The sequence below is a fragment of the Acidovorax soli genome (assembly GCF_900107605.1).
Taxonomy (GTDB): Bacteria; Pseudomonadota; Gammaproteobacteria; order Burkholderiales; family Burkholderiaceae_C; genus Acidovorax; species Acidovorax soli.
Window position 1 is genome coordinate 13,468 of the sequence record NZ_FNQJ01000031.1, and the last position, 25,710, is coordinate 39,177.

At 65.4% G+C, this 25,710-nt stretch carries 30 protein-coding genes; 20 read left to right on the forward strand and 10 right to left on the reverse strand.

Annotation, left to right across the window (positions count from 1 at the left end; translation table 11 throughout):
* Window positions 1-131 precede the first annotated feature (131 nt).
* The 5 genes from BLW02_RS16005 to BLW02_RS16025 all read right to left on the reverse strand — a co-directional run bounded on the left by BLW02_RS16005 (window position 132) and on the right by BLW02_RS16025 (window position 5,348).
* Window positions 132-875 carry an amino acid ABC transporter ATP-binding protein gene (locus BLW02_RS16005; protein ID WP_092700153.1) on the reverse strand — a complete coding sequence of 248 codons (744 nt, stop codon included), beginning with the start codon at window positions 873-875 and terminating at the stop codon, window positions 132-134.
* Window positions 872-1,654: an amino acid ABC transporter permease gene (locus tag BLW02_RS16010; RefSeq protein ID WP_092700155.1), complete on the reverse strand. Its 783-nt coding sequence runs from the start codon at window positions 1,652-1,654 to the stop codon at window positions 872-874. Before BLW02_RS16010 ends, BLW02_RS16005 begins: the two co-directional genes overlap by 4 nt.
* Before the next feature lie 28 nt (window positions 1,655-1,682).
* Window positions 1,683-2,444: an ABC transporter substrate-binding protein gene (locus tag BLW02_RS16015; protein WP_092700157.1), complete on the reverse strand. Its 762-nt coding sequence runs from the start codon at window positions 2,442-2,444 to the stop codon at window positions 1,683-1,685.
* 206 nt (window positions 2,445-2,650) lie between these two features.
* Entirely contained in the window at window positions 2,651-3,409 is a 759-nt protein-coding gene (locus tag BLW02_RS16020; RefSeq protein ID WP_092700159.1) for a sulfite exporter TauE/SafE family protein, read from the reverse strand.
* 262 nt (window positions 3,410-3,671) lie between these two features.
* Entirely contained in the window at window positions 3,672-5,348 is a 1,677-nt protein-coding gene (locus BLW02_RS16025; protein WP_092700161.1) for a GMC family oxidoreductase, read from the reverse strand.
* 280 nt (window positions 5,349-5,628) lie between these two features.
* On the opposite strand from BLW02_RS16025, the gene BLW02_RS16030 reads away from it, so the two are divergent.
* The 7 genes from BLW02_RS16030 to BLW02_RS16060 all read left to right on the forward strand — a co-directional run bounded on the left by BLW02_RS16030 (window position 5,629) and on the right by BLW02_RS16060 (window position 11,061).
* The gene (locus tag BLW02_RS16030; protein ID WP_092700163.1) at window positions 5,629-6,750 is read left to right on the forward strand and encodes an MlaE family ABC transporter permease; all 1,122 of its coding nucleotides are present in this window, start codon (window positions 5,629-5,631) and stop codon (window positions 6,748-6,750) included.
* 3 nt (window positions 6,751-6,753) lie between these two features.
* Window positions 6,754-7,575 (forward strand): ABC transporter ATP-binding protein, encoded by an 822-nt coding sequence (locus BLW02_RS16035; protein ID WP_092700165.1) that lies wholly within the window; start codon window positions 6,754-6,756, stop codon window positions 7,573-7,575.
* Window positions 7,575-8,552 carry an MlaD family protein gene (locus tag BLW02_RS16040; protein WP_092700167.1) on the forward strand — a complete coding sequence of 326 codons (978 nt, stop codon included), beginning with the start codon at window positions 7,575-7,577 and terminating at the stop codon, window positions 8,550-8,552. Before BLW02_RS16035 ends, BLW02_RS16040 begins: the two co-directional genes overlap by 1 nt.
* An 11-nt stretch (window positions 8,553-8,563) precedes the next feature.
* Window positions 8,564-9,232 carry an ABC-type transport auxiliary lipoprotein family protein gene (locus BLW02_RS16045; RefSeq protein WP_092700201.1) on the forward strand — a complete coding sequence of 223 codons (669 nt, stop codon included), beginning with the start codon at window positions 8,564-8,566 and terminating at the stop codon, window positions 9,230-9,232.
* A 244-nt stretch (window positions 9,233-9,476) separates the two neighbouring features.
* Complete coding sequence (locus BLW02_RS16050; protein WP_092700169.1) at window positions 9,477-9,695, forward strand: CsbD family protein; 219 nt, start codon at window positions 9,477-9,479, stop codon at window positions 9,693-9,695.
* Window positions 9,696-9,794: 99 nt separating this feature from the next.
* Window positions 9,795-10,373 (forward strand): hypothetical protein, encoded by a 579-nt coding sequence (locus BLW02_RS16055; RefSeq protein ID WP_092700171.1) that lies wholly within the window; start codon window positions 9,795-9,797, stop codon window positions 10,371-10,373.
* 172 nt (window positions 10,374-10,545) lie between these two features.
* Window positions 10,546-11,061: a hemerythrin domain-containing protein gene (locus BLW02_RS16060; RefSeq protein WP_092700173.1), complete on the forward strand. Its 516-nt coding sequence runs from the start codon at window positions 10,546-10,548 to the stop codon at window positions 11,059-11,061.
* Window positions 11,062-11,191: 130 nt separating this feature from the next.
* On the opposite strand, the gene BLW02_RS16065 is transcribed toward BLW02_RS16060, so the two are convergent.
* Both BLW02_RS16065 and BLW02_RS16070 read right to left on the reverse strand, forming a co-directional pair.
* On the reverse strand, window positions 11,192-11,950 hold the full coding sequence (locus tag BLW02_RS16065; protein WP_092700175.1) for an alpha/beta fold hydrolase: 759 nt from the start codon (window positions 11,948-11,950) through the stop codon (window positions 11,192-11,194).
* A 2-nt stretch (window positions 11,951-11,952) separates the two neighbouring features.
* Window positions 11,953-12,966, reverse strand: a complete 1,014-nt coding sequence (locus BLW02_RS16070) for a M14 family zinc carboxypeptidase (RefSeq protein WP_244273725.1) — start codon at window positions 12,964-12,966, stop codon at window positions 11,953-11,955.
* Between the two features lie 165 nt (window positions 12,967-13,131).
* On the opposite strand from BLW02_RS16070, the gene BLW02_RS20325 reads away from it, so the two are divergent.
* The 3 genes from BLW02_RS20325 to trhA are packed head-to-tail and all read left to right on the forward strand — an operon-like array spanning window position 13,132 to window position 14,060.
* Window positions 13,132-13,266, forward strand: a complete 135-nt coding sequence (locus BLW02_RS20325) for a hypothetical protein (protein WP_255346452.1) — start codon at window positions 13,132-13,134, stop codon at window positions 13,264-13,266.
* A 4-nt stretch (window positions 13,267-13,270) separates the two neighbouring features.
* Window positions 13,271-13,399, forward strand: coding sequence for a hypothetical protein (locus BLW02_RS20330; RefSeq protein WP_255346453.1), 129 nt, complete (start codon window positions 13,271-13,273; stop codon window positions 13,397-13,399).
* A 10-nt stretch (window positions 13,400-13,409) separates the two neighbouring features.
* A complete protein-coding gene (gene trhA, locus BLW02_RS16075; protein ID WP_092700179.1) occupies window positions 13,410-14,060 on the forward strand; it encodes a PAQR family membrane homeostasis protein TrhA in 651 nt (216 codons plus the stop codon).
* 1 nt (window position 14,061) lies between these two features.
* On the opposite strand, the gene BLW02_RS16080 is transcribed toward trhA, so the two are convergent.
* A complete protein-coding gene (locus tag BLW02_RS16080; RefSeq protein WP_092700181.1) occupies window positions 14,062-14,697 on the reverse strand; it encodes a MarC family protein in 636 nt (211 codons plus the stop codon).
* 188 nt (window positions 14,698-14,885) lie between these two features.
* Between BLW02_RS16080 and BLW02_RS16085 the strand changes: the two genes are divergently transcribed.
* On the forward strand, window positions 14,886-15,575 hold the full coding sequence (locus BLW02_RS16085; protein ID WP_092700183.1) for a dienelactone hydrolase family protein: 690 nt from the start codon (window positions 14,886-14,888) through the stop codon (window positions 15,573-15,575).
* Between the two features lie 36 nt (window positions 15,576-15,611).
* Here the strand turns inward: BLW02_RS16085 and BLW02_RS16090 are convergent, their stop codons facing one another.
* Both BLW02_RS16090 and hemB read right to left on the reverse strand, forming a co-directional pair.
* Entirely contained in the window at window positions 15,612-16,742 is a 1,131-nt protein-coding gene (locus tag BLW02_RS16090) for a magnesium transporter CorA family protein (RefSeq protein WP_092700203.1), read from the reverse strand.
* Between the two features lie 60 nt (window positions 16,743-16,802).
* A complete protein-coding gene (gene hemB, locus BLW02_RS16095) occupies window positions 16,803-17,810 on the reverse strand; it encodes a porphobilinogen synthase (RefSeq protein WP_092700185.1) in 1,008 nt (335 codons plus the stop codon).
* Window positions 17,811-17,998: 188 nt separating this feature from the next.
* Here hemB and BLW02_RS16100 point away from each other — a divergent pair, with 188 nt between their 5' ends.
* From BLW02_RS16100 to BLW02_RS16140, 9 genes are all read left to right on the forward strand, one after another.
* A complete protein-coding gene (locus BLW02_RS16100; RefSeq protein WP_092700187.1) occupies window positions 17,999-18,427 on the forward strand; it encodes a CopD family protein in 429 nt (142 codons plus the stop codon).
* An 18-nt stretch (window positions 18,428-18,445) separates the two neighbouring features.
* Window positions 18,446-19,543: a VanZ family protein gene (locus BLW02_RS16105; protein ID WP_092700189.1), complete on the forward strand. Its 1,098-nt coding sequence runs from the start codon at window positions 18,446-18,448 to the stop codon at window positions 19,541-19,543.
* A 9-nt stretch (window positions 19,544-19,552) separates the two neighbouring features.
* Window positions 19,553-19,912 carry a (2Fe-2S) ferredoxin domain-containing protein gene (locus tag BLW02_RS16110; protein WP_026435011.1) on the forward strand — a complete coding sequence of 120 codons (360 nt, stop codon included), beginning with the start codon at window positions 19,553-19,555 and terminating at the stop codon, window positions 19,910-19,912.
* Between the two features lie 83 nt (window positions 19,913-19,995).
* Window positions 19,996-20,637: an alpha/beta hydrolase gene (locus tag BLW02_RS16115; RefSeq protein WP_092700191.1), complete on the forward strand. Its 642-nt coding sequence runs from the start codon at window positions 19,996-19,998 to the stop codon at window positions 20,635-20,637.
* 96 nt (window positions 20,638-20,733) lie between these two features.
* On the forward strand, window positions 20,734-21,903 hold the full coding sequence (locus BLW02_RS16120) for a D-alanyl-D-alanine carboxypeptidase family protein (RefSeq protein WP_092700193.1): 1,170 nt from the start codon (window positions 20,734-20,736) through the stop codon (window positions 21,901-21,903).
* A gap of 245 nt (window positions 21,904-22,148) precedes the next feature.
* A complete protein-coding gene (gene rpsL / locus BLW02_RS16125; protein ID WP_024813771.1) occupies window positions 22,149-22,526 on the forward strand; it encodes a 30S ribosomal protein S12 in 378 nt (125 codons plus the stop codon).
* 165 nt (window positions 22,527-22,691) lie between these two features.
* Window positions 22,692-23,165, forward strand: coding sequence for a 30S ribosomal protein S7 (gene rpsG, locus BLW02_RS16130; RefSeq protein WP_092700195.1), 474 nt, complete (start codon window positions 22,692-22,694; stop codon window positions 23,163-23,165).
* 151 nt (window positions 23,166-23,316) lie between these two features.
* Complete coding sequence (gene fusA / locus BLW02_RS16135; RefSeq protein ID WP_092700197.1) at window positions 23,317-25,419, forward strand: elongation factor G; 2,103 nt, start codon at window positions 23,317-23,319, stop codon at window positions 25,417-25,419.
* Between the two features lie 175 nt (window positions 25,420-25,594).
* Window positions 25,595-25,710, forward strand: a 116-nt coding sequence (locus BLW02_RS16140; RefSeq protein WP_244273727.1) for a GTP-binding protein, incomplete at its 3' end; no start/stop codon positions are given.

A 25,710-nucleotide genomic window follows, 5' to 3' on the forward strand; every position in this document is an offset into this window, starting at 1 on the left:
GGGTATTCAGCGCGGTCGCTTGCCGCACCGCGGCACTGGGGGGCCAAGGGGGAGGCCGGTCCGAGGCTGCGCGGCAGCCACGGGACGGGGACCTGGTGCTTTGCGGTCGGCCGCGACGGGGCGTCGGCGATTCAGGTGCCCATCCGGCCGATGAAGGCGCGGATACGGTCGTTGCCCGGATTGTTGAAGAACTCCGCGGGGGGCGCATCGTGCGCAATGCGCCCCTTGTCGAAGAACAGCACACGGTCCGCCACCTCGCGTGCAAAGCCCATCTCGTGGGTCACCACGATCATGGTCATGCCGCCGCGCGCCAGTTCGCGCATGACGTCGAGCACTTCCTGAACCATCTCGGGGTCCAGCGCCGAGGTGGGCTCGTCAAAGAGCATGACCTTCGGCGCCATGGCCAGTGCGCGGGCGATGGCCACGCGCTGCTGCTGTCCGCCGGACAGCTGCCATGGGTACTTTTGGGCATGGTCCTGCATGCCAACGCGGCGCAGCAGGGTCATCGCCTGCTCGTTGGCCTGGGCCCTTGCAAGATGGCGCAGGCGCCGTGGGGCCAATGCCACGTTGTCGAGCGCATTCATGTGGCCAAACAGGTTGAACTGCTGAAACACCATGCCCACTTCGCAACGCTGCTGCTGCAGGGTGCGGGGATCGTCCGTGACCGGTACGCCACCGATGCGGATGGTGCCGCTGTCGTGGGGCTCCAGCCGGTTGATGGCGCGCAGCAAAGTGCTCTTGCCCGAGCCGGAGGCTCCGATGATGACGGTCACTTCGCCGGTGTTGAAATGCGTGGATACGTCCTTGAGCACCTGGTTCGTGCCAAAAGACTTGCAGACGTTTTCCGCCACGATGTAGGGCGTCGGGGCATTCATTGGATGCGCCCTTCCACATCAAAGCGGTGTTCGATGGCGTTGGAGAGCTGGGTCACCAGCGTGGTCAGCAGCAGGTAGGTCAGGGCCACGGTGGTCAAGGTGGCAATGGGCTGGAACGTCGCCGACTGGATGCGGTTGCCCACATTGGTCAGCTCCACCACGCCGATCGCGTACGCCAGCGAGGAGTCCTTGAGCAGCGCCACGAAATTGCTCACCAGGGGCGGCAGCGAGATCTTGAAGGCCTGCGGAAACACCACATCGAAAAATACATGGCCACGCCCGAGGCCCAGTGCGCGTGCGGCTTCCGTCTGGCCCCGGGGCACGGCCAGCAGACCCGCGCGGATCGCTTCGGCGTTGTAGGCGCCCACGTTCAGCCCAAGCGCCACCACGGCGGCGGCAAAGTCGGGCAGATTCAGCCCCGGCACCAGCACCGGCAGCGCGAAGTAGACAAACAGGATCTGCACCAGCAGCGGCGTTCCGCGGATGGCCCAGATGTAAAAACCGGCCAGCCAGCGCAAACCGATCCAGCGGGCCGTGCGTGCCAGTGCCGCGGCCGTGCCCAGCACCAGGCCCACGGCGCCGCTGACCAGCGTCAGCCACAGCGTGGTGCGCGCACCATCGGAAAACGCCTGGGCGTTGGAGCCGATGGGCTCGGGGAAAAAGGAAAGGATCTGGCCCAGCAGGGCCAGCATGAACACCATGAGGACCAGAGCCGCAACCAGCGTGGCGTTGCTACGCTGCGGGCGGCTCCAGTGGCGCGGCCAAAGGGCTATGAGCATGGATCAGAGAGGGCCGGAGCCCCCTTTTTCAGTTGCAGCGTACGTCTTCGTTGAAGTACTTTTTCGACAGGGCGGCGTAGCTGCCATCGGCCATGGTTTCGGCCAGTGCCTTCGACCAGGCATCCGCCAGGGGCTGGTTGCCCTTGGCAACCGCCGAGGCGATGCGCTCGATGAAGACCATTTCGCCCAGTTGCAGGCCTGCCTTGGGGTTCTTGGCCACCACTTCCTTGGCCACGAAACGGTCGGTCACCCAGGCGTCCACCCGGCGCGAGGTGAGTGCGCTGCGCGCGTCCACATCGGTGGGAAAGTTCTTCATTTCCTTGATGGTCGTGACCTTCTGGACATTTTCCAGGTAGCTGGTGCCGGTCTGCACGGCGACGATCTTGCCCCCCAGGTCCTTGGCGTTGCGGATCGCGGGGTCCATGGCGATCACCATGCCGCCAGAGCAGTAGTGCGGCGCGGTGAAGGTGACGGCCTTGGCGCGCTCTTCGGTCACGCCATGCGATGCGATCACCAGATCCCAGCGGTCCTGCTTCAGGCCGGTCAGCAGGGCGTCAAAACCGATGGTTTTCCATTCGATCTTCAGGCCCATCTTCTTGGCTGCGAGTTCTGCCACCTCCACCTCAAAGCCCGTCAGCGTGGTGCCCTTGAAGTAATTGAAGGGCGCAAACTGCCCTTCGGTGGCCACAATGATCTTGCCACCCTTCTTGATCTCATCGAGGGAGCGGGCCTGTACGGAAAAGACAGCGCACAGTGCCAGGGTGGAGGCGATGAACTTGAAAAGCTTCATGGAGAATCCTGTCGGGGTGGTACAGATACAAAAAAACCGGCTTGCGGGTCACGCAGCCGGAGCCTGGAAAATGATAGCGCCCAAAGGTAATAGGCGTCATAAAACTGACGCAATCGATTATAGAGGGCAGTCCATGCGGCACCGCCTGTTTCCGCCAGCCCCTGGATCGCTGGCTGGGTAGCGTGGGGGGCTGGCGGTGGATGGGTTCAGCGCAGGAAGGCGTCGTAGCCGGTCTTGAGGATCAGCGTGCCCACCACCACGATGAAAATGCCGCGCACAAAGCCGGTGCCGTGCTTGAGCGCCAGGTGCGTTCCCAGCAGGCTGCCCACGACGTTGGCTACGGCCAGCGTCACGGCAAAGTGCCACCACACATGGCCCTTGGCGGCAAACAGTGCAATGGCAGCCATGTTGGTGGCGCAATTGAGCAGCTTGGCCGATGCCGAGGCGTTGAGGAAATCGTAGCCCAGCAGGCGCACGAACAGGAAGACGAAAAAACTGCCGGTGCCGGGGCCGAAGAATCCGTCGTAGAAACCGATGAGACCGCCGATCAGGCAGGCCACCAGTGCTTCGGTCCGCCCCTCATGGCGGGGTAGGTGGTGCTGGCCCAGCTCCTTCTTGGCCAGTGTGTAGGCCAGCACGCCCAGCAGCACGAGTGGCAGCAACTTGCGCAGGAAGTCTGCGGACATCACCGTGACCGCCCAGGCGCCGGCGAACGCCCCCATGAATCCGGTGGCTGCAGCGGGCAGCATGGCCGACCAGCGGATCTGCACACGCCGGCTGTACTGCCAGGTAGCCATGGCGGTTCCCCATACCGATGCCGCCTTGTTGGTGCCCAGCAGCGTGGCCGGTGGCGCGCCGGGAAAGGCCGCAAACAGCGCCGGCACCATCACCAGTCCTCCACCGCCCACAATCGCATCCACAAAGCCTGCAAGCAGTGAGGCCAGGGTGATAAAAATCCATTCCATCACAGGATTTTCACACCTTGTTTGCTATCAATTTGGTAAGAGTTGGCGCAATCGTCGGGATGTCTTGCGCGAAAAGCGGGCAAGAAAAAGGCGCTGGGATCACCAGCGCCTGAAAAAGAATGCACCTCGTTGGATGCTTGGAATTGGATTATTGGTAGAAATGTCTCCTCGGGCCCCTCGCTTGGCACACCGAAGCGCGCTTTCGAGTGGCGTGACTTTAACGGCTGTCTATCGGTGATGCATTGGGGATTTCCCACCCCCGTTACGCCGTTTTGCGCGCCTGCAGGATCCACTCGGCCGCCTTCTCGGCCAGCATCAGCGTGGGCGAGTTGGTGTTGCCGCTGGTGATGGTGGGCATGGCGCCCGCATCCACCACCCGCAGGCCCGCAATGCCGCGCACGCGCAGCTGGGAATCCAGCACGGCCATCGGGTCATCGCCGCGCCCCATCTTGGTGGTGCCCACGGGGTGGAAGATGGTGGTGGCGATGTCTCCGGCCAGGCGGGCCAGGTCTTCGTCGCTTTCAAACTGCACGCCCGGTTTCCACTCTTCCGGCTTGTATGGGGCCAGCGCGGGCTGGGCCACGATGCGGCGCGTGACGCGCAGGCTGTCGGCGGCCACCTGGCGGTCCTCGGCGGTGCTCAGGTAGTTGGGCGCGATGGCCGGGGCGGCCTTGAAGTCGGCGCTCTTGATGTTCACCGTCCCCCGGCTGGTGGGGTTGAGGTTGCACACGCTGGCCGTGAAGGCCGGAAAGCTGTGCAGCGGCTCGCCAAACGCGTCGAGCGACAGCGGCTGCACGTGGTACTCGATGTTGGGCCAGGGTTGGTCGGCACTGCTGCGCGTGAAGGCGCCGAGCTGCGAGGGCGCCATGCTCATGGGGCCGCTGCGCTTGAGCGCATATTCGAGCCCGATCTTGGCCTTGCCCAGCAGCGAGGTGGCCATGGTGTTGAGCGTCTGCACCCCCTGCACCTTGAACACTGCACGGATCTGCAGGTGGTCCTGCAGGTTGGCGCCCACGCCGGGCAGGTCGTGCACCACATCAATGCCATGCTGGCGCAGCAGCGCGGCCGGGCCGATGCCCGACAGCTGCAGCAGCTGGGGCGAATTCACCGCGCCGGCGCTCAGGATGACCTCTTGTGTGGCGCGGGCCGTGACCATTTCGTGGCCGTCCCACACCTGCACGCCGGTGCAGCGCTGGCTGCCGTCGGGCTGTGTCTCGATGAGGAGCTTGGAAGCCTGCGCGGCGGTCCACATCTCGAAGTTGGGGCGGCCATAGCAGGTGGGGCGCAAAAAGGCCTTGGCGGTGTTCCAGCGCCAGCCATTCTTCTGGTTGACCTCGAAATAGCCCACGCCTTCGTTGCTGCCGCCATTGAAATCATCGGTGGCCGGAATGCCTGCCTGCTGCGCCGCCTGGGCGAAGGCATCGAGCACGTCCCAGCGCAGGCGCTGCTTTTCCACGCGCCACTCGCCCTGGCTGCCCGTGGCCTTGTTGCCATGCAGGCGTTTGAAATTTTCGTTCACGCCGTCCGGCTGGTCCAGGCGCCAGTGGTCCTCGTGGCGGCGAAAGTAGGGCAGTGCGTTGTCCCAGCGCCAGCTCGCGTCGCCCGTCAGTTCGGCCCAGTGGTCGTAGTCACGGGCCTGGCCGCGCATGTAGATCATGCCGTTGATGCTGCTGCAGCCGCCCAGCGTCTTGCCGCGCGGGTAGCGCAGGGTGCGGCCGTTCAGGCCGGCATCGGGCTCGGTGTGGTAAAGCCAGTCGGTGCGCGGGTTGCCGATGCAGTACAGGTAGCCCACGGGGATGTGGATCCAGTGGTAGTCGTCCTTGCGACCGGCCTCGATGAGCAGCACGCGGTTGCGGCCGTCCGCGCTCAGGCGGTTACAGAGGAGGGCGCCGGCCGTTCCGCCGCCGATGATGATGTAGTCAAACGTGGTGTCGCTCATGGGATGAAAGCTGGCTGCAGCGTCGCGCGGAAGAAAAAAGGGGCTGAGAGGCTGGGTGCCATTGTGCGGTGGGGCGGCCCGCTGTCGAGGGGGGAAATGCGGATTGCTACGCTATTTGTAGCTAATGGCGCTTGTTGATATTGCGCCGGAAGTCAATTTGATAATAATTGCATGCACGGGGCCGGCGGCTGTGCTTGCGTGTGCGGTCCGGTCCTGGCGCGCTCCGCCGGCGCCGCGCCCCTGATTTTGTCCAACCATGGCGGCCCGTGCCGCTCCCTCCATGAGCGACCTTTCGCCCCATATCGTCCGTGTCGAATCACCCCAGGGACCCCAGGCGCAGCTGCTGGGGCGCTGGGGTGCGGCCGAGCTGGGCCAGCGCGCCAGCTGGCGGGCGCTGGCGGTGCAGTTGCGCGAGCATGCCGCGCCCGCGGGGGGCTGGGATCTGCTCAGCCTGCAGTGGCTGGACCATGTGGGCGCGCAATTGCTCTGGAACCACTGGGGCCAGCAGTGGCCCGAGCGCGTGCTGCTGAGCGACCCCCAGCGCGCCATGCTCGAACGCGTGGCCGGCCTGACGGTGGCGCCGCCGCCGCCAGAGCCCTGGCGCCTGTCCGAGCAGGTCGACCACCTCGGTGTGCTGGTGCTGCACGGCGTGGACCACGCCAGGCACCTGGTGCAACTGGTGGGCCAGCTGTCGCTCGACCTGGTGCGGCTGGCGCGCGCGCCGCACCGCGGGCCCTGGCGCGACATGTCGGGCCATGTGTACCGCATGGGCGCCACGGCGCTGCCCATCACGGCGCTGGTGGGTTTTCTGATTGGCGTGGTGCTGGCCTACCTGATGAGCCTGCAGCTGCGCCAGTTCGGCGCCGAGGCCTTCATCGTCAACATTCTGGGCATTTCGCTGATCCGCGAGCTCGGCCCCATGCTGGCGGCCATTCTGGTGGCGGGCCGGTCGGGTTCTGCCATCACGGCGCAGATCGGTGTGATGCGCGTGACCGAAGAACTCGATGCCATGCGCGTGATGGGCATTCCCCACGGCTTTCGCCTGGTGTTGCCGCGCACGCTGGCGCTGGCGCTGGCCATGCCCTTGATCAGTGTGTGGACCACGCTGGCGGCGCTGGCCGGCGGCATGCTGGCGGCCGATGTCGCCATGGGCATTTCGCCGGCCTACTTTGCCCAGGCGCTGCCTGCGGCGGTAAAGATCGGCAACCTCGGGCTGGCGATGGCCAAGTCGGTGGTTTTTGGCGCCCTGATTGCCCTGATCGGTTGCCACTGGGGCCTGCGCGTCAAGCCCAACACGCAGAGCCTGGGCGAGGGCACCACGGCCTCGGTGGTCACCTCCATCACCATGGTCATCATCGTGGACGCGTTGTTTGCCGTGGCGTTCAAGAACCTCGGTATCTGACCCATGACTGCCCCATCCACCCAGCCAAATTTTGCCGAACCGGTGGTGGATATCTCCGGGCTGTGTACCGTCTTCGGCAAGGGTGACGCGGCCTTCACCGTGCACCAGGACCTGCAGCTGTCGGTGCAGCGCGGCGAGATCCTGGCCCTGGTGGGAGGCTCGGGCACGGGCAAGACCGTGCTGCTGCGCCAGATGCTGGGCCTGGCACTGCCCACGCGCGGGCGCGTCACGGTGCTGGGCCAGCCGGCCTCGGAAATGGGCCGCGAAGGCGCCGCCAGCCGGGTGGGCATGCTGTTTCAGCACGGCGCGCTGTTTTCGGCGTTCAACGTGCTCGACAACGTGGCCTTCGCGCTGCGCGAGCAGGGCACCTTGCCGCCGGACGTGGTGCGCGATGCAGCCCTGGTCAAGCTGCAGATGGTGGGCCTCAAGCCCGAGCACGCCAGCCGCATGCCCGCCGATCTGTCGGGTGGCATGATCAAGCGCGTGGCGTTGGCGCGGGCGCTCATCATGGACCCTCCGCTGCTGCTGCTCGATGAGCCGACGGCGGGGCTGGACCCCAGCGCGTCGGATGATTTCGTGGACCTGCTGCGCGAGCTGCATGCGGCGCTGGGCCTCACCGTGGTGATGGTCACGCACGACCTCGATACGCTGTTTGCCCTGAGCACCCGCGTGGCCGTGCTGGCGGACAAAAAAGTCGTCGTCACCGGCGCGCCCCGCGAAGTGACACGCTACCCTCATCCGTTCATCGAACACTTTTTTCTGGGTGAACGCGGCCAGCGCGCCATGGCGCCAGTGCCCACCGCCGTCACCGCCAAGGAATCCTGATGGAAAACAAATCCCACGCCCTCGCTGCCGGAGTGTTCGTGCTGGTGGTGGCCGCCATGCTGGCGGGCCTGGCCACCTGGCTCACCCGCGACAACACCAGCTACCAGCAATTCGAACTGACCAGCAAGGACGGCGTCACCGGCCTGCAGCCCCAGGCCGCCGTGCGCTACAAGGGCGTGGCGGTGGGCAAGGTCACGCGCATCGGCTTCGACCCGCAGCTGCCGGGCAATGTGCTGATCCGCATCGCGGTCAACGACCAGGCACCCATTACCCCCAGCACCTTCGCGGTGCTGGGCTACCAGGGTGTCACCGGCCTGGCCCATGTGCAGCTCGATGATGACGAGGTGGCGCAGCCGGTCGAGCCCCCCGGGCCGAGCGGCCTGCCCCGGCTGCCGCTGCGCAGCTCGCCCCTGTCGCGCCTGGCGGAGCAAGGCCCCGCCATCCTGGGCCAGGTGCAAGAGGCCACGCAGCGCATCAACCAGCTGCTGGGGGACGATAACCAGAAGCGGTTCAGCACGGTGCTCGACAGCATGGGGCAGGCGGCCAGCAGCGTGGCGGCCCTGAGCCAGCGGCTGGACACCACCGTGAAAGAACGCCTGGACCCCACCCTGGCGGCCTTGCCGCCGCTGGCGGGCGACGCACGCCAGACCCTGCAGGCCTTGCAGCAGGCCGGCACCCAGGTGTCCACGCTGGCCGCCGACATCGGTCAGACCACCCGGCGCCTGAGCGCCGACGGTGGCGCCCTGGACCAGCTCACCCAGGGCACCCAGGCCCTGGCGCGGGTGGCCGACCAGTTTGGCAACAGCACCCTGCCGCGCATCAACCGCGCTGCAGACGACACCTCGCGTGCCGCGCGCCAGCTGGGGCGCACGGCTGGGGGCGTCAACGAAAACCCGCAGGTTTTCATTTACGGCCCCGGCCGTTCCGGCGCCGGTCCGGGCGAGCCCGGTTTCGAGGCACCCGTGGTCCAACCCTGATGCAATTCGCCATGAAAACTATCAAAACAATAGCTGCTGGCGCTTGTAAAACAAGCGCGATAGCCGTATTTGCTGCTGCTTTTCTGGCGGGATGCTCGGCCTTGCCTTCACCGCCGTCACGTCCCGTGCACTACGACTTTGGCCCGGGTGCCATGGCATCCGGGCCCGCCGACCGGCGCGCGCCCCTGCCGCCCCTGGCGCTGGCCGATCTGGAGGCCCCGGGCCTGGTCGAAGGCAGCACTGCCGTGGTCTACCGCCTGGCCTACGCCGACGCCCGGCAATTGCGCCCCTACAGCCAGGCCCGCTGGAGCCAGCCGCCCGCGCAACTGGTGCAGCAGCGCCTGCGCGACCGGCTGGGCCAGCGCCGCGCCGTGCTCACGGCCGATAGCGGTGCGGCCCAGGCGCGCGCCGCTGGCAAGCTGCCCACCGTGTTGCGGGTGGAGCTGGAGGAGTTCAGCCAGGTCTTCACCAGCGCCACCGAAAGCGCTGGTCTGGTGCGCCTGCGTGCCACGCTGGCAGAGCCCGCTGCGACGGGTGAAACGCTGCTGGGTCAGCGCGTGTTCATCGTGCAGCGACCGGCCGCCAGCGCGGACGCCGCCGGTGGTACGCGGGCCCTGGTAGAAGCCACCGACCAGCTGGCCCAGGAACTGGTGCAGTGGCTGGAGCAGCTGGGGCGCTGATCGGTCCCTGAACCGGGTGTACGCCCGGGGAGAACACGGCGCTGTGTGGGTGTGGCGCCGGCCGCGCAAAGCTGCAAGCCGCGTCCTTGTCTGTCATGTCCGTAGGCCTGCGCTGACGCGTGTTTCGCGGCAAGGCCTACGCGGTGCGACGGGCATCGTTTTTACAGTGGACTCCATCGCATCACGCAGATGTTCCACGCATTCCGGGTGGATGGCAGAGGCGAAATTTTCGAGGAAGCGCACCATGAACGAAGACACCCTTCAAGGCAACTGGAAACAGTTCAAAGGCAAGCTGGTCGAACAGTGGGGCAAGCTCACCGATGACGATTTCGATGTGATCGCCGGCCGTCGCGATCAGTTGCTGGGCAAGCTGCAGGAACGCCATGGCATCGCCCGCGATGTGGCGGAAAAGCAGCTCAAGGAATGGCAGGGACGCCATCCTGAATTCCGCTTCAGGGACTGACGCTTCTTGCGCGCCAGCCCCCAAGAACCGTTGCCCCACTTTTGTCTGCGCACAGGTGCTGCGGCAACTGCGCAGCAGACCACTCCCGAGGACCCAGCCATGAACATCGCACGCACCCTGATTGCCACCATCACCGCCGGCCTGCTGGCCACGAGCGCTTTCGCAATGACCCAGCCAGAGTACAAGGCGGCGAAGGACACCATCTCGGCCGACTACAAGGCCAGCAAAGACAAGTGCAATGCCCTGGCGGGCAATGCCAAGGACATTTGCGCCAAGGAAGCCAAGGGCCATGAAGACGTTGCCAAGGCCGAACTGGATGCCAGGTACAAGCCCAGCGCCAAGGCGGACTACAAGGCCCGCGTGGCCCGTGCCGACGCCGACTACGCCGTCGCCAAGGAAAAATGCGACGACCTCAGCGGCAACGCCAAGGACGTCTGCTTGAAGGATGCCAAGGCCGTCCATGTGACCGCCAAGGAAAACGCCAAGGTGAGCGAAGCGCAGGCCCAGCCCGCCGACACGCCCGCCGCCAAGGGGGCCGCCGTGGCCGAGGCGCGCAAGGACGCCGCCGCCGAGAAGAACGAGGCCAACTACAAGGCCGCCAAAGAGCGCTGCGACACCCTGCAAGGCGATGTGAAGTCCAAATGCGTGGACGACGCCAAACGCATGTACGGCCAATGAACTGCAGCAGGGAACATCCTGGCGGATGTCCCTGCTGCCGATGCCCCATGGGCCCCGCCCTGCGCGGGGCTTTTGCATGCGGGTGACCATGCGCCGCGCACATGACTTGCGTCAATACTTTGGTCAACCCGCCCCCTAAGCTGGCGCCTTTTTTGAACGCAAGGAAGCAAAGATGGCTGCACTGCAATGGTCGGAGGCGCTGGCGCTGGACCTGCCGCTCATGGATGACACCCACCGCGAGTTTGTCGATCTGCTAGCGGCGGTGGAAGCCGCCGACAACGCCACCCTGGTAGCCAGGTGGCAGGCACTGGTGGAGCACACCGAGCAGCATTTCGGCCAGGAGGATGCCTGGATGGCTTCCACCGGCTTTGCCTCGGGCAACTGCCATGCCATGCAGCACAAGGTGGTGTTGCAGGTCATGCGCGACGGTGCCGCGCGTGCGGTGGACAAGGGCGAGCTGCATGTGGTGCGTGCCATGGCGGCCGAGCTGGCGCTGTGGTTTCCCCAGCATGCGCAGAGCATGGACGCCGCCCTGGCCCTGCATCTGCGCCGGGTGGGCTTTGATGCGACCACGGGGGTGGTGCATGCGCCCGATGCGCTGCCAGATGGTTTGCTCCATGGCTGTGGTGGCGCGAGCTGCTCGGACGAGGACACCGCGCCTGCCGCTGTGGCCGCAGCCGTGGCCTGAACGGCGGCGACAGGGTGCCTGGGCTGCGGCCTGGTACTTCTGATGTTTGCGCTGTTTGGATAGCAATTAGCGCTTTATAGATGAGCGTTTTCTGTGCTTTTTGTATCGATTCCCGTTCGACCTGCCCGGGTTATGGGGCCGTGGCCGTGCGCCATTGCTGCACCTGTTCTATCACCCACTGGGGCGCATCCAGCGGCAGATCGTGCCCCGCATCGGCATGCAGGGCCAGGGCGCAGTGCCAGCCACGGGCAATGGCTTTCGAACAGCGGCTGTCCACCAGCTGGTCGTTCTGGCTGGCCAGCAGCAGGATGCGGGGGGTGGGGGCCAAGGCGGGCGCGCGGTAGCGGGCCGCCGCCGCCAGCTGGCGCAAGGCGTTGGCGGCCGACACCGGGCGCAGGGTGCGGGCGGCCACCCAGTCGCGGATGACGGCGCTGCGCGGGTCGGGCGCGTTGCTCGTCAGCCGCCACACCGTGCGTTCGATGGCGTCGGCCGATCGGGGAAGCAGCGCCAGGCCCAGCAAGGCCGCATAGTTGCGGGGGCGCAGCCGGTGAAAAAAGGGGCTGAACGGGCGAAAGCTGGTGTTCACCAGCACGCAGCCGCTGATTTCTTGGGGTGCTGTGCGGGCCCATTCGGTGGCCACCATGGCGCCCAGCGACATGGCCAACAGATGAAACGGTGGCTGCACCCCTTGCCTTGCCAGTTCGGCGCGGCAGGCCGCCACCATGCCCTGCACGGTGGCCGGGCTTTGCCGTGCATGGAACCGGCCGTTGCCCGGCAGGTCGATCGACACCACACGGGCCCCGGGCCATGCACTCTGGAAATCCTCAGCAAAGCGGCCCCAGTGGGCGGTTTCGCGGGTCAGGCCGCGCAGCAGAACCCAGGTGTCCATGTTCAATACCACTCGGCCAGCGCGTTGGCGCGGCGTTGCGCGTAATGTTCGGCGCCGGGCACCCACCGCTGGTGGCTGCAGGCTGCGCGCGACAGAAAATCGAGCAATGCCAGATGCCGGCGCAGCACCCGCTGCTGGCGGTGGTCGATCAGCGGATTGAAGATGCCCAGGCGCGAGAACAGCTGGCGAGGGTTCTTCTTGATCCAGATCCACGAGCCCATCTCCAGCGTCAGCGGCAGGAAGATGCGCCCCGCTTGCTCGCAGGACTGCAGGTACAGGTAGTCCCACAGGTCGCCATGGGCCAGGTACTGCGTGCTTTGGGGTTCGATGATGTACTGGTGGTTGCTGTGGGCCTGCAGGAAGATGTCCTTCAGTGCATGCAGCTCGTTCAGGTGCGCAATGGGCTTGCGGGTGTGGGCAAACGGAAACCACAGGCGGTCGCGCACACCGAAGCCCGAATGGCAGTCCAGCGCAAGGCTGAAGGGGCGGTGCAGCAGCTCGGCGCCCACCACCTCGCACAAGGCCTGGCTTTCGACTTCCATGGGTGCGCCCGGGTGGCCCCGGTACCAGGGCAGGCCGGCGCTCAGCCGCTGCCCACCCATCAGAAAAGGCACGCGGTCCAGGGCCTGCACCGGCGCATTGCGCATCAGGTCCACCCCGTTCGGGTTGGCGCGGGTGGCGGCCCACATGCCGCCGGGGTTGACGATGGGCATGAACACCAGGCGCACCTGTTCGAGCTGCTGGTGCAGCGTGGTGTCCCAGCGCAGCCGCATGGCGATGTTCTGCAGGTAGGCCAGCACCACCTCGGCGCCGATGCGCTCCAGGCCATGCACTCCCCCAAAAAATCCCACGGCAGGGACGTGCGGGCTGGTGTTGCCAATGCCGATCGAATAGATGGGAAAGCGCTGGCCCGATGCCAGGCTGACCTCGCGCACCACGCGCACCTGCAGGTCGGGGCCGCCCTGCTCGATGATCTTTTCCAGGGCCAGCAGTTCGGGCAGAACGTTTTCGGGCACGGTGGTGGAGGGCGGTGTGGCAGGGGGAAGACGCCGCAGCATACCGCTCGCTTTGCCTGCCGTGTGAATCCAGAGGGTGGGTGTGGCAAATGTGCCGACGGACGCCAAACTGTCACACAGCGCAGGTAACTTGCAGCAGCCAACCACCTCTTTCAAAGGCCTCGCATGCTGTGGAAACTGCTCGGATTGCAGAGACTCTTCGACGACCTGTTCGACGAACGCTGGCGTTGGCTGGATTTGCCGGGCAACGACTGCTTCTCTTATGAAGAATTCACCACCCCATCGCCCGCGCAGGATTGACGCCTTGCGCTGGCTGATGCTGTGCGGCCTGGTGGGCTGCGGCATGGCGTGGGGCGTGGTGGAGCTTTTTGCCCTGCAGCGGGCGCGCTACCACGCCTGGCGCGATCGCCAGCAGACCGCGCTGCCGCACTAGGTGCGCGGCGATGGGCCGGTCTCTCCTCACGGGCAGCGCCGGGCGTGCGCAAAGCCGAGGCGAGGAAACCGCCAATGCGGCCAGCCACGCCGTGGCGTTGATCGCTGCCCTGGGCGCCGGCTATTGGCTGGTGTCCTGGGGCCGCAGCCTGAGCGCCGAGGGCTTTGCCGGCATCTGCGTTTTTGTGGCAACGATGGTGTGGCTGTACCTGGCGTCCACCGTGTACCACGCCTTGCCGGATGGCCGGGCCAAGCGTGTTTTCCTGAGGCTGGACCACGGTGCGGTGTTCCTGTTCATTGCGGGCAGCTACACGGCTTTTGCGTCGGGGCATCTGGGGGAGCCTGGGGGCCGCTTCATTCTGGTCCTGGTGTGGCTGGTGGCTGCTGCAGGCATGGCGCTCAAGGCCATGGGCCGGCTGTCGTCGCCCTGGCTGTCCACGGGGGCGTATCTCGCCATGGGGTGGCTGGTGCTGCTGGCGGCAGTGCCCATCCTGGAGCGTGCGTCGGCGGCCGGGGCGCAATGGCTGGTGGCCGGGGGCTGCTCCTATACCCTGGGCGTGGTCTTTTTTGTGCTGGACGCCCGCATCCGCTACGCCCATGCGGTATGGCATGGCTTCGTTGCGGCGGGCACCGCGTGCCACACCTGGGCGGTGCTTGGTTGAGCTACCGCGCCCCGAGAATGGGGAACAGCTTGCCCAGCCCGTCAGCCATCACCTCCACGGCAAGGGCCGCCAGGATCAGGCCCATCAGGCGGGTCATCACGTTGATGCCCGTCTTGCCCAGCACGCGGGCAATCGGATCGGCGAGCGAAAAGCACAGGGCCGTGGCCAGCCCGATCACCACGCCGTAGCCCACCAGCGCCGCGTGCTGCCAGAAGGTCTGCGCACGGTCGGCATAGATCACCACGGTGGACATGCTGGCAGGGCCGGTGAGCAGGGGGATGGTGAGGGGCACCACGGCAATGCTGCTGCCCGCCGCCGCCTTCTCGGCGCCTTCCTCCAGTTCATGCGTGTGGGGCTTGGCCTCTGCTGGCTGGGCGTTGAGCATGTTCATGGCGCTGATCAGCAGCAGCATGCCGCCGCCCACCTGAAAGCTCTGCAGTGAGATATTGAAGAACTCCAGGATCTGCAGGCCCAGCAGTGCGCAGGCGGCAATCACGCAAAACGACGCCAGGGCCGCTGTGCGGATGGTGCGCCGGCGCTGTTCGCTTGAAAACCCCTGCGTGTAGTGGATGAAAAACGGCACGATGGCCAGCGGGTTCACGATGGCCAGCAAGGTGATGAGGGGTTTCAGATCCATCGGCGGTTTCCTGAAGGGTGCAAAGCGGTGGCGGTGCGGTCGGTGCAGGCGGTGGTTCGCACTTGGTCCAAAACCGGTCTCCTGCAAGAATGCAGTGCATTACAGCATCCCGGCACGGTGCCGGAATGCTTTGGTGGGCGGCGGTGGTGCCTTTGTGCCACAGCCCTTTTTTCTCAAGGAGCAATTGCATGGGCCAGTTTGTCAATCTGACGTCGCAGGATGGTTTTGTGGTGCCCGCCTGGGTGGCGCAGCCCGATGGGGCACCGCGCGGTGCCATCGTGGTGCTGCAGGAGATCTTCGGGGTCAATTCGCACATCCGGGCCGTGACCGACCGCCTGGCGGCGCGCGGCTATCTGGCGGTGGCGCCCGCCACCTTTGCGCGCGTGCAGCCGCAGGTGGACCTGGGCTACAGCGAAGCCGACATGGGTGTGGGCTTTGGCTACAAGACGGCGGTGGATGCGCTGCCCGGCGACGGCGTCATGCCCGACATCCAGGCCGCCATCGACTACGCCGCCCGGCACGGTGGCGGCAAGGTGGGCATCGTGGGTTTTTGCTGGGGTGGCCTGCTGACCTGGCGCGCGGCCTGCAGCCTCCAGGGCCTGGCCGCGGCCGTGTGCTACTACGGCGGTGGCATGACCACGCCCGGCGAGGTGGCGCGCCAGCCCCAGGTGCCGGTGCTGGCGCATTTTGGCCAGCGCGACCACTGGATTTCGGTGGACAGCGTGCAGGCCTTTGCGGGTGCGCACCCCGAAGTGCAGGTGCATGTGTACGAAGCCGACCATGGCTTCAACTGCGACCAGCGCGGCTCGTATGACGAGGCCGCGGCCCTGGTTGCACGCGACCGCACCCTGGCTTTTTTTGCCAAGCACATCGGGTAGGCCGGCGTCTTCCAGGGGGCACGGGCGTGGCGCCGGTCACTGCCCGCTGGTGCGCGCCAGGTAGCGTTTGCGCCAGAACAGCGCCACCAGCGCCACGGCAATGAACACCATCGAGCCCATGGCCCACCAGAAGCCGTCGGCCTTGTGCACCAGCGGAATGAATTCGAAGTTCATGCCGAAGATGCCTGCGATCAGGTTCAGCGGCAGGAACACCGCGGTCAGCGCGGTGAGCGTGCGCATGATGTCGTTGGTGCGGTTGCTCTGCACCGAAAAGTGCATCTGCACGGCGGTTTCGGAGCTCTGCTCCAGCCGACGCACATGGTGCACCACGCGTTCGATGTGTTCGAGCAGGTCGCGGCTACGCACCTTGAGCAGGTCCAGGTCGCGCTGGCCGGCGCTGCTGTCGGGCACGGCCCAGGTTTCCAGGGCGTCGGTCCAGTTCTGCACGGCGGTGCGCTGGTCTTCGCAGATGTCGTCCAGCTGGTGCAGCGAGAGGCGCGCTTCGAGCAGCGAGTTCCAGTTCACATAGCGCGACCGGGGCTTGAGCAGCTCGGTCTGCCAGTGGTCGAGCTGGCGCGTGAGTTCGCGGCGCAGGTCCAGGTAGCCGTCCACCATCAGATTGGCCACGCGCAGCATCAGGTCGGCGGGGCTGGCGGGGCGGCGTGCGCCGGGCACCGCACTGCTGCGGCCTTCGCCCGCCGGGGCCGGAGCGTCGGCCAGCAGGCGTGCGGCATAGGCGTCGCGCACGGCGCAGTCGGTCGGATGCACGGTCAGGAGCAGTTGGTCGAACACCGCGAAGCCCACCGGACTGGTGTCGATGCGCCGCAGCACGGGTGGCCCGCTGCGTTTGAGCGGGCTGGGTGCTGGCGTGGCGCCGGGCTCTTGCGGGGCAGCGCCGTTTTGCGTGGCGAGCCGGCGGAACACCAGCAGGTCGTACTGCGAGGTGTAGTCGTAGTGCGAGGGCAGCTGCGTGTTGAGCAGGTCGGAGACATGCAGGTCCACCAGCTGCAGCCCCGCCAGGGTCTGCAGGCTGGCCTGGATCTCGGCCAGCCGCGCCTGGAATGCCGGGCGCGCGCAGGCCATCCAGACAAATCCCTGGGCGGGCATCTGCGCCGGCAGCCCGGCCAGTTCCTGCACGCCGCCGCTGTGGATGTGGAAGATGCGCAGGGCACCAGGTTCTGAGGTCAAGAGTGCCTCCAGCGCTTGCTGTGCCAGCGCAAGCAGCGATTATTTTTGAAGAGCCCTTGCCGCATCGCGCGCAAAGTAGGTCAGCACGCCGTCGGCGCCTGCGCGCTTGAAGGCCAGCAGGCTTTCCATCATCACGGCATCGTGGTCGAGCCAGCCATTGGCGGCAGCGGCCTTGATCATGGCGTATTCGCCGCTGACCTGGTAGGCGAAGGTGGGCACGCGGAACTCGTCCTTCACACGGCGCACGATATCCAGGTAGGGCATGCCGGGCTTGACCATCACCATGTCGGCGCCCTCGGCGATGTCCAGTGCCACTTCGCGCAGCGCCTCGTCGCTGTTGCCAGGGTCCATCTGGTAGACGAACTTGTTGCTCTTGCCCAGGGCGCCGCGTGTGCCCACGGCATCGCGGAAGGGGCCGTAGAAGGCGCTGGCGTATTTGGCGCTGTAGGCCATGATGCGCGTGTGGATGTGGCCCTGCACCTCGAAGGCCTCGCGGATGGCGCCGATGCGCCCGTCCATCATGTCGCTGGGCGCCACGATGTCCACGCCGGCTTCGGCATGGGTGAGGGCCTGGCCGGTGAGGATCTCCACCGTGTCGTCGTTGATGATGTAGCCGGTGTCGTCGAGCACGCCATCCTGGCCGTGGCTGGTGTAGGGGTCGAGCGCCACGTCGGTCATCACGCCCAGGTCGGGAAACTCTTTCTTCAAGGCGCGGACCACGCGCGGGATCAGGCCATCCGGGTTCAGGGCTTCCTTGCCATCGGGCGTCTTGAGGGATGGGGCTATGGCCGGAAACAGCGCCAGCACCGGGATGCCGAGCTGCACGCAGTCTTCGGCCACCGGCAGCAGCAGGTCCAGGCTCAGGCGGTCCACGCCGGGCATGGAGGGCACGGCCTCGCGCTGGTTCTGGCCCTCGTGCACGAACACGGGGTAGATCAGGTCGTGGGGCGTGACGGCATGCTCGCGCACCAGGTTGCGGGTGAAGGCGTCACGGCGCAGGCGGCGTGGGCGGCTTTGCGGGAAGGGGGTGGGGCTGGAGAGGTGCATGAAAGTGATTATGAAGCTCCCTGAGTCGCCTTTGATGCCTTCCTCCCCGAGGGGACGATGCCGGGGGGCGGCAAAGCCGGTTCCCCGGCGCCTGCTGGCTGGGGTGGCGCTTGCGCACAGACCGCGCCCTGGAGTGCGGTAATGCACCGGGGGCGGCCGTCGAAGCCGCCGGCCCTTAAACTGCAGCCATGCTCTGGATCAAAGCCCTTCACATTGTCTTCGTGGCCAGCTGGTTTGCTGGCCTGTTCTATCTGCCGCGCATCTTCGTCAATCTGGCGATGGTGGCGCCTGGCTCGGTGGCCGAGCGCGAGCGCCTGGTGCTGATGGCGCGCAAGCTGCTGCGCTTCACCACCATCTTGGCCGTGCCTGCCGTGGCGCTGGGCCTGTGGCTCTGGCTGGGCTATGGCATCGGACGCGGTCCGGGCAATGGCTGGATGCATGCCAAGCTGGCTGTGGTGCTGCTGGTGATCGGCTACCACCACGCCTGCGCCGTGCTGCTGCGCAAGCTCATCGCCGAAACCAGCCGCAAGAGCCATGTCTGGTTCCGCTGGTTCAATGAAGTGCCCGTGCTGCTGCTGCTGATTGCCGTGGTGCTGGTGGTGGTCAAGCCGTTCTGACACACGGGGCCTGCGCCGGTGCACAAGACCTCTGCCTGGCCGCTGGCGCTGATCCATGCAGCGCTGATTGTCTTTGCCAGCCTGTTCCCGTTTGATGGCTGGCGCGATCAGGGCATCGATCCCTGGGTGTTCCTGTCGGCACCGTTGCCGCCGCCGTACTGGACGGGGTTTGATGTCGCCATCAACATGGCGGGTTATGCACCCCTTGGTTTTTTGCTGGTGCTGGCGCTGCTGCGTTCGGGCCGCGAGCGCGGGGCGGTGCTGCTGGCCACGCTGGCGGGTTCGCTGCTGTCGCTGCTGATGGAGTATCTGCAGATCTACCTGCCCCGGCGTGTGCCTTCCAACCTGGACCTGTTGCTCAACGTCATCGGAACGCTGGCGGGGGCGTTCACGGCGGCGCTGTTGGAGCGCTGGGGTGCCATCGACCGCTGGAGCGATTTCCGCGCCCGCTGGTTCGTGCGCGATGCGCGCGGTGCGCTGGTGCTGCTGGCGCTGTGGCCCGCGGCGCTGCTGTTTCCGGCAGCCGTGCCTTTTGGCCTGGGCCAGGTGCTGGAGCGGCTGGAACAGGGCCTCGAAGAGCTGCTGGCCGACACGCCCTTCCTTGAATGGCTGCCGGTGCGCGATGCGCCGCTGGAGCCCCTGTCCCCCGGCGGCGAGCTGTTGTGCGTCACGCTGGGGCTGCTGATCCCGTGTCTGCTGGGCTATTGCGTCATCCGCCATGTGGGGCGCCGCGTCCTGTTTGCCATCGCCGTGGCGGTGGTGGGGATAGCGGTCACGGCCCTGTCGGCGGCGCTGAGCTGGGGACCATCGCACGCCTGGAGCTGGCTGGAGCTGCCCACGCGCGTCGGGGTGGGGGCGGCGCTGGGGCTGGCGGCGCTGCTGCTGGCCTTGCCGCGGCGCGCCAGCGCGGCGGTGTTGCTGCTGGCGCTGGCCTGGCATCTGGGGCTGCTCAACCAGGCCCCAGCCAGTGCCTACTTTGCCCATACGCTGCAAACCTGGGAGCAGGGGCGTTTCATCCGTTTTTTTGGCCTGGGCCAGTGGCTGGGCTGGCTGTGGCCCTATGCCGCACTGGCCTATGTGCTCATTCGGGTGTCGCGGCGGGAGCCGAAAAACTAGAATGACCCGATGAGCGACACCCCCTCCACCCCCGCCGCAGCGACCGGCTATTTCGCCCGCCACATCTTCTTTTGCCTGAACGACCGGGCCAACGGCGAAAACAGCTGTGCCCACCATGGCGCCCAGGAGGCCTTCGACCGGTGCAAGGCGCAGGTCAAGGCGGCAGGCTTGGCGGGCCCCGGCAAGGTGCGGGTGAACAAGGCAGGCTGCATGGACCGCTGCGCCGCCGGCCCCGTGGCCGTGGTGTACCCCGAGGGCACCTGGTACTCGTATGTAGACGCCAGCGATGTGGACGAAATCGTGGAGTCGCACCTGAAAAACGGCCAGATCGTCGAACGCCTGCTCACGCCGCCGGAACTTGGGCGCTGAGCGCCGCTCTACCATTTTTTGAGTGTTTTTGCATCTGGCGCTTAGATGGCAAGCGCTTGATGCTATTGAATGGGTAGCAATCTGTGAATGCACAAACCGAACGCTTGGCGCTGCACGGCGCTGCCGGCGCCATCGAGGCGGCGCGCGATGCGGCCTCCCTGCACGACGGCGCGGCCCCGCGCGGTGTGGCCGTCATTGCCCATCCCCATCCGCTGTTTGGCGGCACCATGGACAACAAGGTGGTACAGACCCTGGCGCGCGCGTTCACCCAATGCGGCTGGACCACGGTGCGCTTCAACTTCCGGGGCGTGGGCGCCAGTGCCGGCGCCCACGACGAAGGGCGCGGCGAGCTGCAGGACCTGCTGGCCGTGGTGCAGCAGGTGGCACCCGAGGGACCGATTGCGCTGGCCGGTTTCTCGTTTGGCGCCTTCGTCACCAGCCACGCCCTGGCCGCCCTGTGGAGCGAGCGCGAGGTCGCGCAGGCGGTGCTGGTCGGCACCGCCGCAAGCCGCTTCACGGTGGCGCCCGTGCCACCCGAGGCCCATCTGCGTACGCTGGTGCTGCATGGCGAACGCGATGACACCGTGCCGCTGTCGGCCGTGCTCGACTGGGCGCGGCCGCAGATACTGCCTGTCACAGTCGTCCCCGGTGGCGGCCATTTCTTTCACGGACAATTGACGCTTTTGAAGAATCTGGTGGTCCGCCACCTGCAATCGGGCGTCTGAGAGGCGCGGCCCGCGCCGGCCCCGGCCGGTCGCTGATCGCCCTCTTTGTCTTTTCTTCCACCCTTTTTTCGAGCCTTTCCAGCCCCTTGTTGCCCCATGAAACGAATCCTGTCCGCGTTGCGATCCCTGGCCATCCTGGCTGTGCTTGCCCCTGCCGCCTTCGGCGCCCATGCCCAGGCGCCCCAGCCTCCCGAGATCGCCGCCCGCACCTACATGTTGGTGGATGTGACGGCCAACCAGGTGCTGGCGGCCAAAGACATCGATGCACCGGTCGAGCAGGCCTCGCTCACCAAGCTCATGACGGGCTACCTGGTATTTGACGCCCTGCGCGCCAAGAAGATCACGCTGGAGCAGAAGCTGCCCGTGAGCGTGCGCGCCTGGAAAATGCCCGGCTCGCGCATGTTCATCGACCCCAAGATGCAGGTGCCGGTCGAGGATCTCATCAAGGGCATGATCGTGCAGTCGGGCAACGACGCCACCATGGCCCTGGCCGAAGGCGTGGGTGGCACCGCCGAGAACTTCGTCAAGCTCATGAACGACCAGGCCCAGGCCCTGGGCATGAAGGGCACGGCCTACAAGAACCCCGAGGGGCTGACGGAACCCGGCCACACCACCACGGCGCGCGACCTGGCCACCCTGGCCACCCGGCTCATGAAGGACTTCCCGGAGTACATGCACTATTACGCCACCAAGCAGTACAGCTACCCCGGCACCCCCGCCTCCAATGGCAACAACCGCAATTCGCTGCTGTTCCGAGACCCCACCGTGGACGGCCTCAAGACCGGGCACACCGCAGCCGCCGGCTACTGCCTGGTGGCCACTTCCAAGCGCGATTTTCCCAATGTGGGCCAGCGGCGCTTGCTGTCCATCGTGCTGGGTGCCGCCAGCGAGAACGCCCGAGCCAACGAGAGCCAGAAGCTGCTGAACTGGGGCTATACCGCCTTTGATGCCGTCAAGCTGTTCGATGCCGGCCAGCCCGTGGCCACGCCCGCCGTGTGGAAAGGCACGGCAAGCACCATCCGGATCGGTCGCTCCGAGGCCATCGTCGTGGCGGTGCCCTCGGGCAGCGCCGGCAAGGTCACGACGCAGATCGTGCGCCCGGACCCGCTGGTGGCGCCCTTCACCAAGGGTCAGGCGATTGGCTCGCTCAAGGTGGTACTGGGTGAGCAGCCGCTGGTCGAGGTGCCGCTGGTGGCGCTGGACGGCGTCGAGCAGGCTGGCGTCCTGGGCCGCGCCTGGGATGCCATCCGGTTGTGGATTAAATAAGGGGCAACCCCCTGAGGCGCTGGCGCGCCTTCACCCCTTCTCCCGAATGGCTGCGCCCTTCGGGAAGGGGGAAGCCGCCGGTGCGGCGGGGCTGTCCTTGCACGGCAGCCCTGGCCGGGGAGCCGCCAAATCGATGGCCAGTTGCCTATCTTGGGCCAAGCTGGTACATTAGAAAGCTTTTCGGAATTTCCGAAGGGATTCACGTTTTCGCTTTCACGAAGCATTTCACGTTTAGGGACGTATTCATGCCAACCATTAACCAGCTCGTGCGTCAGGGGCGTCAGGTCGAAACGACCAACTCCAAGAGCCCCGCGATGCAAAACTCTCCACAGCGCCGTGGTGTGTGCACCCGTGTGTACACCACGACGCCAAAGAAGCCTAACTCCGCTCTGCGGAAGGTCGCCAAGGTTCGCCTGACCAACGGTTTCGAAGTCATTTCCTACATCGGCGGCGAAGGCCACAACCTGCAGGAACACAGCGTCGTGCTGGTTCGCGGCGGTCGTGTCAAGGACTTGCCCGGTGTGCGTTACCACATCGTGCGCGGTTCGCTCGACTTGCAGGGCGTGAAAGACCGCAAGCAGTCGCGCTCCAAGTACGGTGCGAAGAAGCCAAAGGCCAAATAAGCCTGCGGCTGATCCAGATAAAAGGTGCTGTTTCCCGCGTGGCGCGGTGATGCAGCGTAGTGACCCCAAGCGCAAATGTCTTGCGTGGGTCGAGTAAGTGGGAGTCCTGAATGGCTCTCGCGGTGTCTGAAAAGATGCCAACTGAAGCAAGAATGAGGTGAAAAAATGCCACGTCGTCGCGAAGTCCCCAAACGTGAAATCCTGCCGGATCCCAAGTTCGGCAATGTAGAGCTGTCCAAATTCATGAACGTGATCATGGAAGGCGGCAAGAAGGCAGTTGCAGAGCGCATCATTTACGGTGCCCTGGAACTGATCGAGAAGAAGCACCCCGACAAGGACCCGCTGGAAGCTTTCGTTGTTGCCATCAACAACGTCAAGCCCATGGTCGAAGTCAAGTCCCGCCGTGTGGGTGGTGCCAACTACCAGGTGCCTGTGGAAGTGCGCCCTGTGCGTCGTCTGGCCCTGTCGATGCGCTGGATCAAGGAAGCGGCCCGCAAGCGTGGTGAGAAGTCGATGGCCCAGCGTCTGGCCAACGAACTGCTCGAGGCCACCGAAGGCCGTGGCGGCGCCATGAAGAAGCGTGACGAAGTGCACCGCATGGCCGAAGCCAACAAGGCATTCAGCCACTTCCGCTTCTAAACCGACGGATCGCTCTCGTCGTCTATCGCAAGGCTGCCGGCATTTTTGCCTGCAGCCTTGTGGCGATTGAGGCGGTCACAAAATTGACGGGTTGCAGCGCCAGAATGCTGGGCCCGCCCCCCGAATAACACGACCCATCCAAGGATCCACCATGGCTCGCAAGACTCCCATCGAGCGCTACCGCAATATCGGTATCTCGGCCCACATTGACGCTGGCAAGACCACGACCACCGAACGTATTCTTTTCTACACCGGCGTGACCCACAAGCTGGGTGAGGTGCATGATGGCGCCGCCACCACGGACTGGATGGAACAGGAGCAAGAGCGCGGCATCACGATCACTTCCGCTGCCGTGACCTGCTTCTGGAAGGGCATGGACCTGTCCTACCCCGAGCACCGTTTCAACATCATCGACACCCCCGGCCACGTGGACTTCACGATTGAAGTCGAGCGTTCCATGCGCGTGCTCGACGGCGCCTGCATGGTGTACTGCGCCGTGGGCGGCGTGCAGCCCCAGTCGGAAACCGTCTGGCGCCAGGCCAACAAGTACAAGGTTCCGCGTCTGGCCTTTGTGAACAAGATGGACCGTACCGGTGCCAACTTCTTCAAGGTCGTCGAGCAGATGAAGCTGCGCCTGAAGGCCAACCCCGTGCCCGTGGTGATTCCGATCGGCGCCGAAGAAAACTTCCGTGGCGTGGTCGATCTGCTCAAGATGAAGGCCATCATCTGGGATGAAGCCTCCCAGGGCATGAAGTTCAGCTACGAAGAGATTCCGGCTGACCTGCTGGAAGCTGCCAAGGAATGGCGCGAGAAAATGGTGGAGGCTGCGGCCGAAGCCACCGAAGAGCTGATGAACAAGTACCTGGAAGAGGGTGACTTGAGCGAAGAGGAAATCAAGCAGGGTCTGCGCCAGCGCACCATTGCAACCGAAATCCACCCCATGCTGTGCGGCACCGCGTTCAAGAACAAGGGCGTGCAGCGCATGCTGGACGCCGTGATCGACTACCTGCCGGCACCGACGGACATCCCGGACGTCACGGGCACCGATGACGACGAGAATCCTGTCACCCGCAAGGCTGATGACAACGAGAAGTTCTCTGCGCTGGCCTTCAAACTGATGACCGACCCGTTCGTGGGACAGCTGACTTTCGTGCGCGTCTATTCGGGCGTGCTGTCCAAGGGCGACACCGTCTTCAACTCGGTCAAGGGCAAGAAAGAGCGCATCGGCCGTATCGTGCAGATGATGGCGAACGACCGCGTCGAAGTGGATGAGATCCGTGCCGGCGACATCGCTGCCTGCGTGGGCCTGAAGGATGTGACCACCGGCGAAACGTTGAGTGACATCGATTCGCCGATCGTTCTGGAGCGCATGGTATTCCCCGAGCCCGTGATTTCGCAGGCCGTGGAACCCAAGACCAAGGCCGACCAGGAAAAGATGGGCATCGCCCTGCAGCGCCTGGCCGCCGAAGATCCATCGTTCCGCGTGCGTACCGATGAAGAGTCGGGCCAGACCATCATCTCCGGCATGGGCGAGCTCCACCTCGAAATCATCGTGGACCGCATGAAGCGCGAGTTCGGCGTGGAAGCCAACGTGGGCAAACCCCAGGTGGCCTACCGCGAAACCATCCGCAAGACGGTGGAAGAGGCCGAAGGCAAGTTCGTGCGCCAGTCCGGCGGCAAGGGCCAGTACGGTCACGTCGTGCTCAAGATCGAACCCAACGAAGCCGGCAAGGGCATCGAGTTCGTCGACGCGATCAAGGGTGGCGTGGTTCCCCGCGAATTCATCCCGGCCGTGGAAAAGGGTATCAACGAAGCCGTCACGCAGGGCGTGCTGGCGGGTTACCCCGTGGTGGACGTCAAGGTCACGCTGCACTTCGGTTCGTACCACGACGTGGACTCGAACGAACTGGCGTTCAAGATGGCAGCCATCTTCGGTTTCAAGGAAGGTTGCCGCAAGGCCAGCCCCGTGATCCTGGAGCCCATGATGGCCGTGGAAGTGGAAACGCCCGAAGACTACGCCGGCAACGTGATGGGCGATCTGTCCAGCCGCCGCGGCATGGTGCAAGGCATGGAAGACATTCCTGGCGGCGGCAAGGCCATCAAGGCCGAAGTACCTCTGTCGGAAATGTTCGGCTACTCGACCACGCTGCGCTCCGCAACGCAAGGTCGCGCCACGTACTCGATGGAATTCAAGCACTACAGCGAAGCTCCGCGCAATGTGTCGGAAGCCATCATGGCTGCGCGTTCCAAATAAAGATCAAATTGGCTGTCAGCGCTTACTTGAAAAGCGCTGACAGCTATTGATTGGATAGCAAATCAGTTTTTGCAATCTGCGATCCGGTGCCGCCCCGTTGCCTGTGCAGGGCGAATCAGCAACCGGATGCAGACGTTAAACCAATACACAGGCATCGCTCTTTGGAGAACTGAAAATGGCAAAAGGTAAGTTTGAACGCACCAAGCCCCACGTCAACGTGGGCACGATCGGTCACGTGGACCATGGCAAGACGACGCTGACGGCGGCCATCGCCACGGTGCTGTCGGCCAA

Excerpts from the sequence above, each read along its gene's own strand:
- BLW02_RS16060 (WP_092700173.1), top strand. The coding sequence starts at position 10,546 with ATGGCTGCACTGCAATGGTCGGAGGCGCTGGCGCTGGACCTGCCGCTC.
- BLW02_RS16015 (WP_092700157.1), bottom strand. The coding sequence starts at position 2,444 with ATGAAGCTTTTCAAGTTCATCGCCTCCACCCTGGCACTGTGCGCTGTC.
- rpsG (WP_092700195.1), top strand. The coding sequence starts at position 22,692 with ATGCCACGTCGTCGCGAAGTCCCCAAACGTGAAATCCTGCCGGATCCC.
- BLW02_RS16120 (WP_092700193.1), top strand. The coding sequence starts at position 20,734 with ATGAAACGAATCCTGTCCGCGTTGCGATCCCTGGCCATCCTGGCTGTG.
- BLW02_RS16100 (WP_092700187.1), top strand. The coding sequence starts at position 17,999 with ATGCTCTGGATCAAAGCCCTTCACATTGTCTTCGTGGCCAGCTGGTTT.
- trhA (WP_092700179.1), top strand. The coding sequence starts at position 13,410 with ATGGGCCGGTCTCTCCTCACGGGCAGCGCCGGGCGTGCGCAAAGCCGA.
- BLW02_RS16020 (WP_092700159.1), bottom strand. The coding sequence starts at position 3,409 with ATGGAATGGATTTTTATCACCCTGGCCTCACTGCTTGCAGGCTTTGTG.
- BLW02_RS16050 (WP_092700169.1), top strand. The coding sequence starts at position 9,477 with ATGAACGAAGACACCCTTCAAGGCAACTGGAAACAGTTCAAAGGCAAG.
- BLW02_RS16080 (WP_092700181.1), bottom strand. The coding sequence starts at position 14,697 with ATGGATCTGAAACCCCTCATCACCTTGCTGGCCATCGTGAACCCGCTG.
- hemB (WP_092700185.1), bottom strand. The coding sequence starts at position 17,810 with ATGCACCTCTCCAGCCCCACCCCCTTCCCGCAAAGCCGCCCACGCCGC.
- fusA (WP_092700197.1), top strand. The coding sequence starts at position 23,317 with ATGGCTCGCAAGACTCCCATCGAGCGCTACCGCAATATCGGTATCTCG.
- BLW02_RS16085 (WP_092700183.1), top strand. The coding sequence starts at position 14,886 with ATGGGCCAGTTTGTCAATCTGACGTCGCAGGATGGTTTTGTGGTGCCC.
- BLW02_RS16065 (WP_092700175.1), bottom strand. The coding sequence starts at position 11,950 with ATGGACACCTGGGTTCTGCTGCGCGGCCTGACCCGCGAAACCGCCCAC.
- rpsL (WP_024813771.1), top strand. The coding sequence starts at position 22,149 with ATGCCAACCATTAACCAGCTCGTGCGTCAGGGGCGTCAGGTCGAAACG.
- BLW02_RS20325 (WP_255346452.1), top strand. The coding sequence starts at position 13,132 with ATGCTGTGGAAACTGCTCGGATTGCAGAGACTCTTCGACGACCTGTTC.
- BLW02_RS16030 (WP_092700163.1), top strand. The coding sequence starts at position 5,629 with ATGAGCGACCTTTCGCCCCATATCGTCCGTGTCGAATCACCCCAGGGA.
- BLW02_RS16035 (WP_092700165.1), top strand. The coding sequence starts at position 6,754 with ATGACTGCCCCATCCACCCAGCCAAATTTTGCCGAACCGGTGGTGGAT.
- BLW02_RS16010 (WP_092700155.1), bottom strand. The coding sequence starts at position 1,654 with ATGCTCATAGCCCTTTGGCCGCGCCACTGGAGCCGCCCGCAGCGTAGC.
- BLW02_RS16110 (WP_026435011.1), top strand. The coding sequence starts at position 19,553 with ATGAGCGACACCCCCTCCACCCCCGCCGCAGCGACCGGCTATTTCGCC.
- BLW02_RS16040 (WP_092700167.1), top strand. The coding sequence starts at position 7,575 with ATGGAAAACAAATCCCACGCCCTCGCTGCCGGAGTGTTCGTGCTGGTG.
- BLW02_RS16025 (WP_092700161.1), bottom strand. The coding sequence starts at position 5,348 with ATGAGCGACACCACGTTTGACTACATCATCATCGGCGGCGGAACGGCC.
- BLW02_RS16045 (WP_092700201.1), top strand. The coding sequence starts at position 8,564 with ATGAAAACTATCAAAACAATAGCTGCTGGCGCTTGTAAAACAAGCGCG.
- BLW02_RS16005 (WP_092700153.1), bottom strand. The coding sequence starts at position 875 with ATGAATGCCCCGACGCCCTACATCGTGGCGGAAAACGTCTGCAAGTCT.
- BLW02_RS16055 (WP_092700171.1), top strand. The coding sequence starts at position 9,795 with ATGAACATCGCACGCACCCTGATTGCCACCATCACCGCCGGCCTGCTG.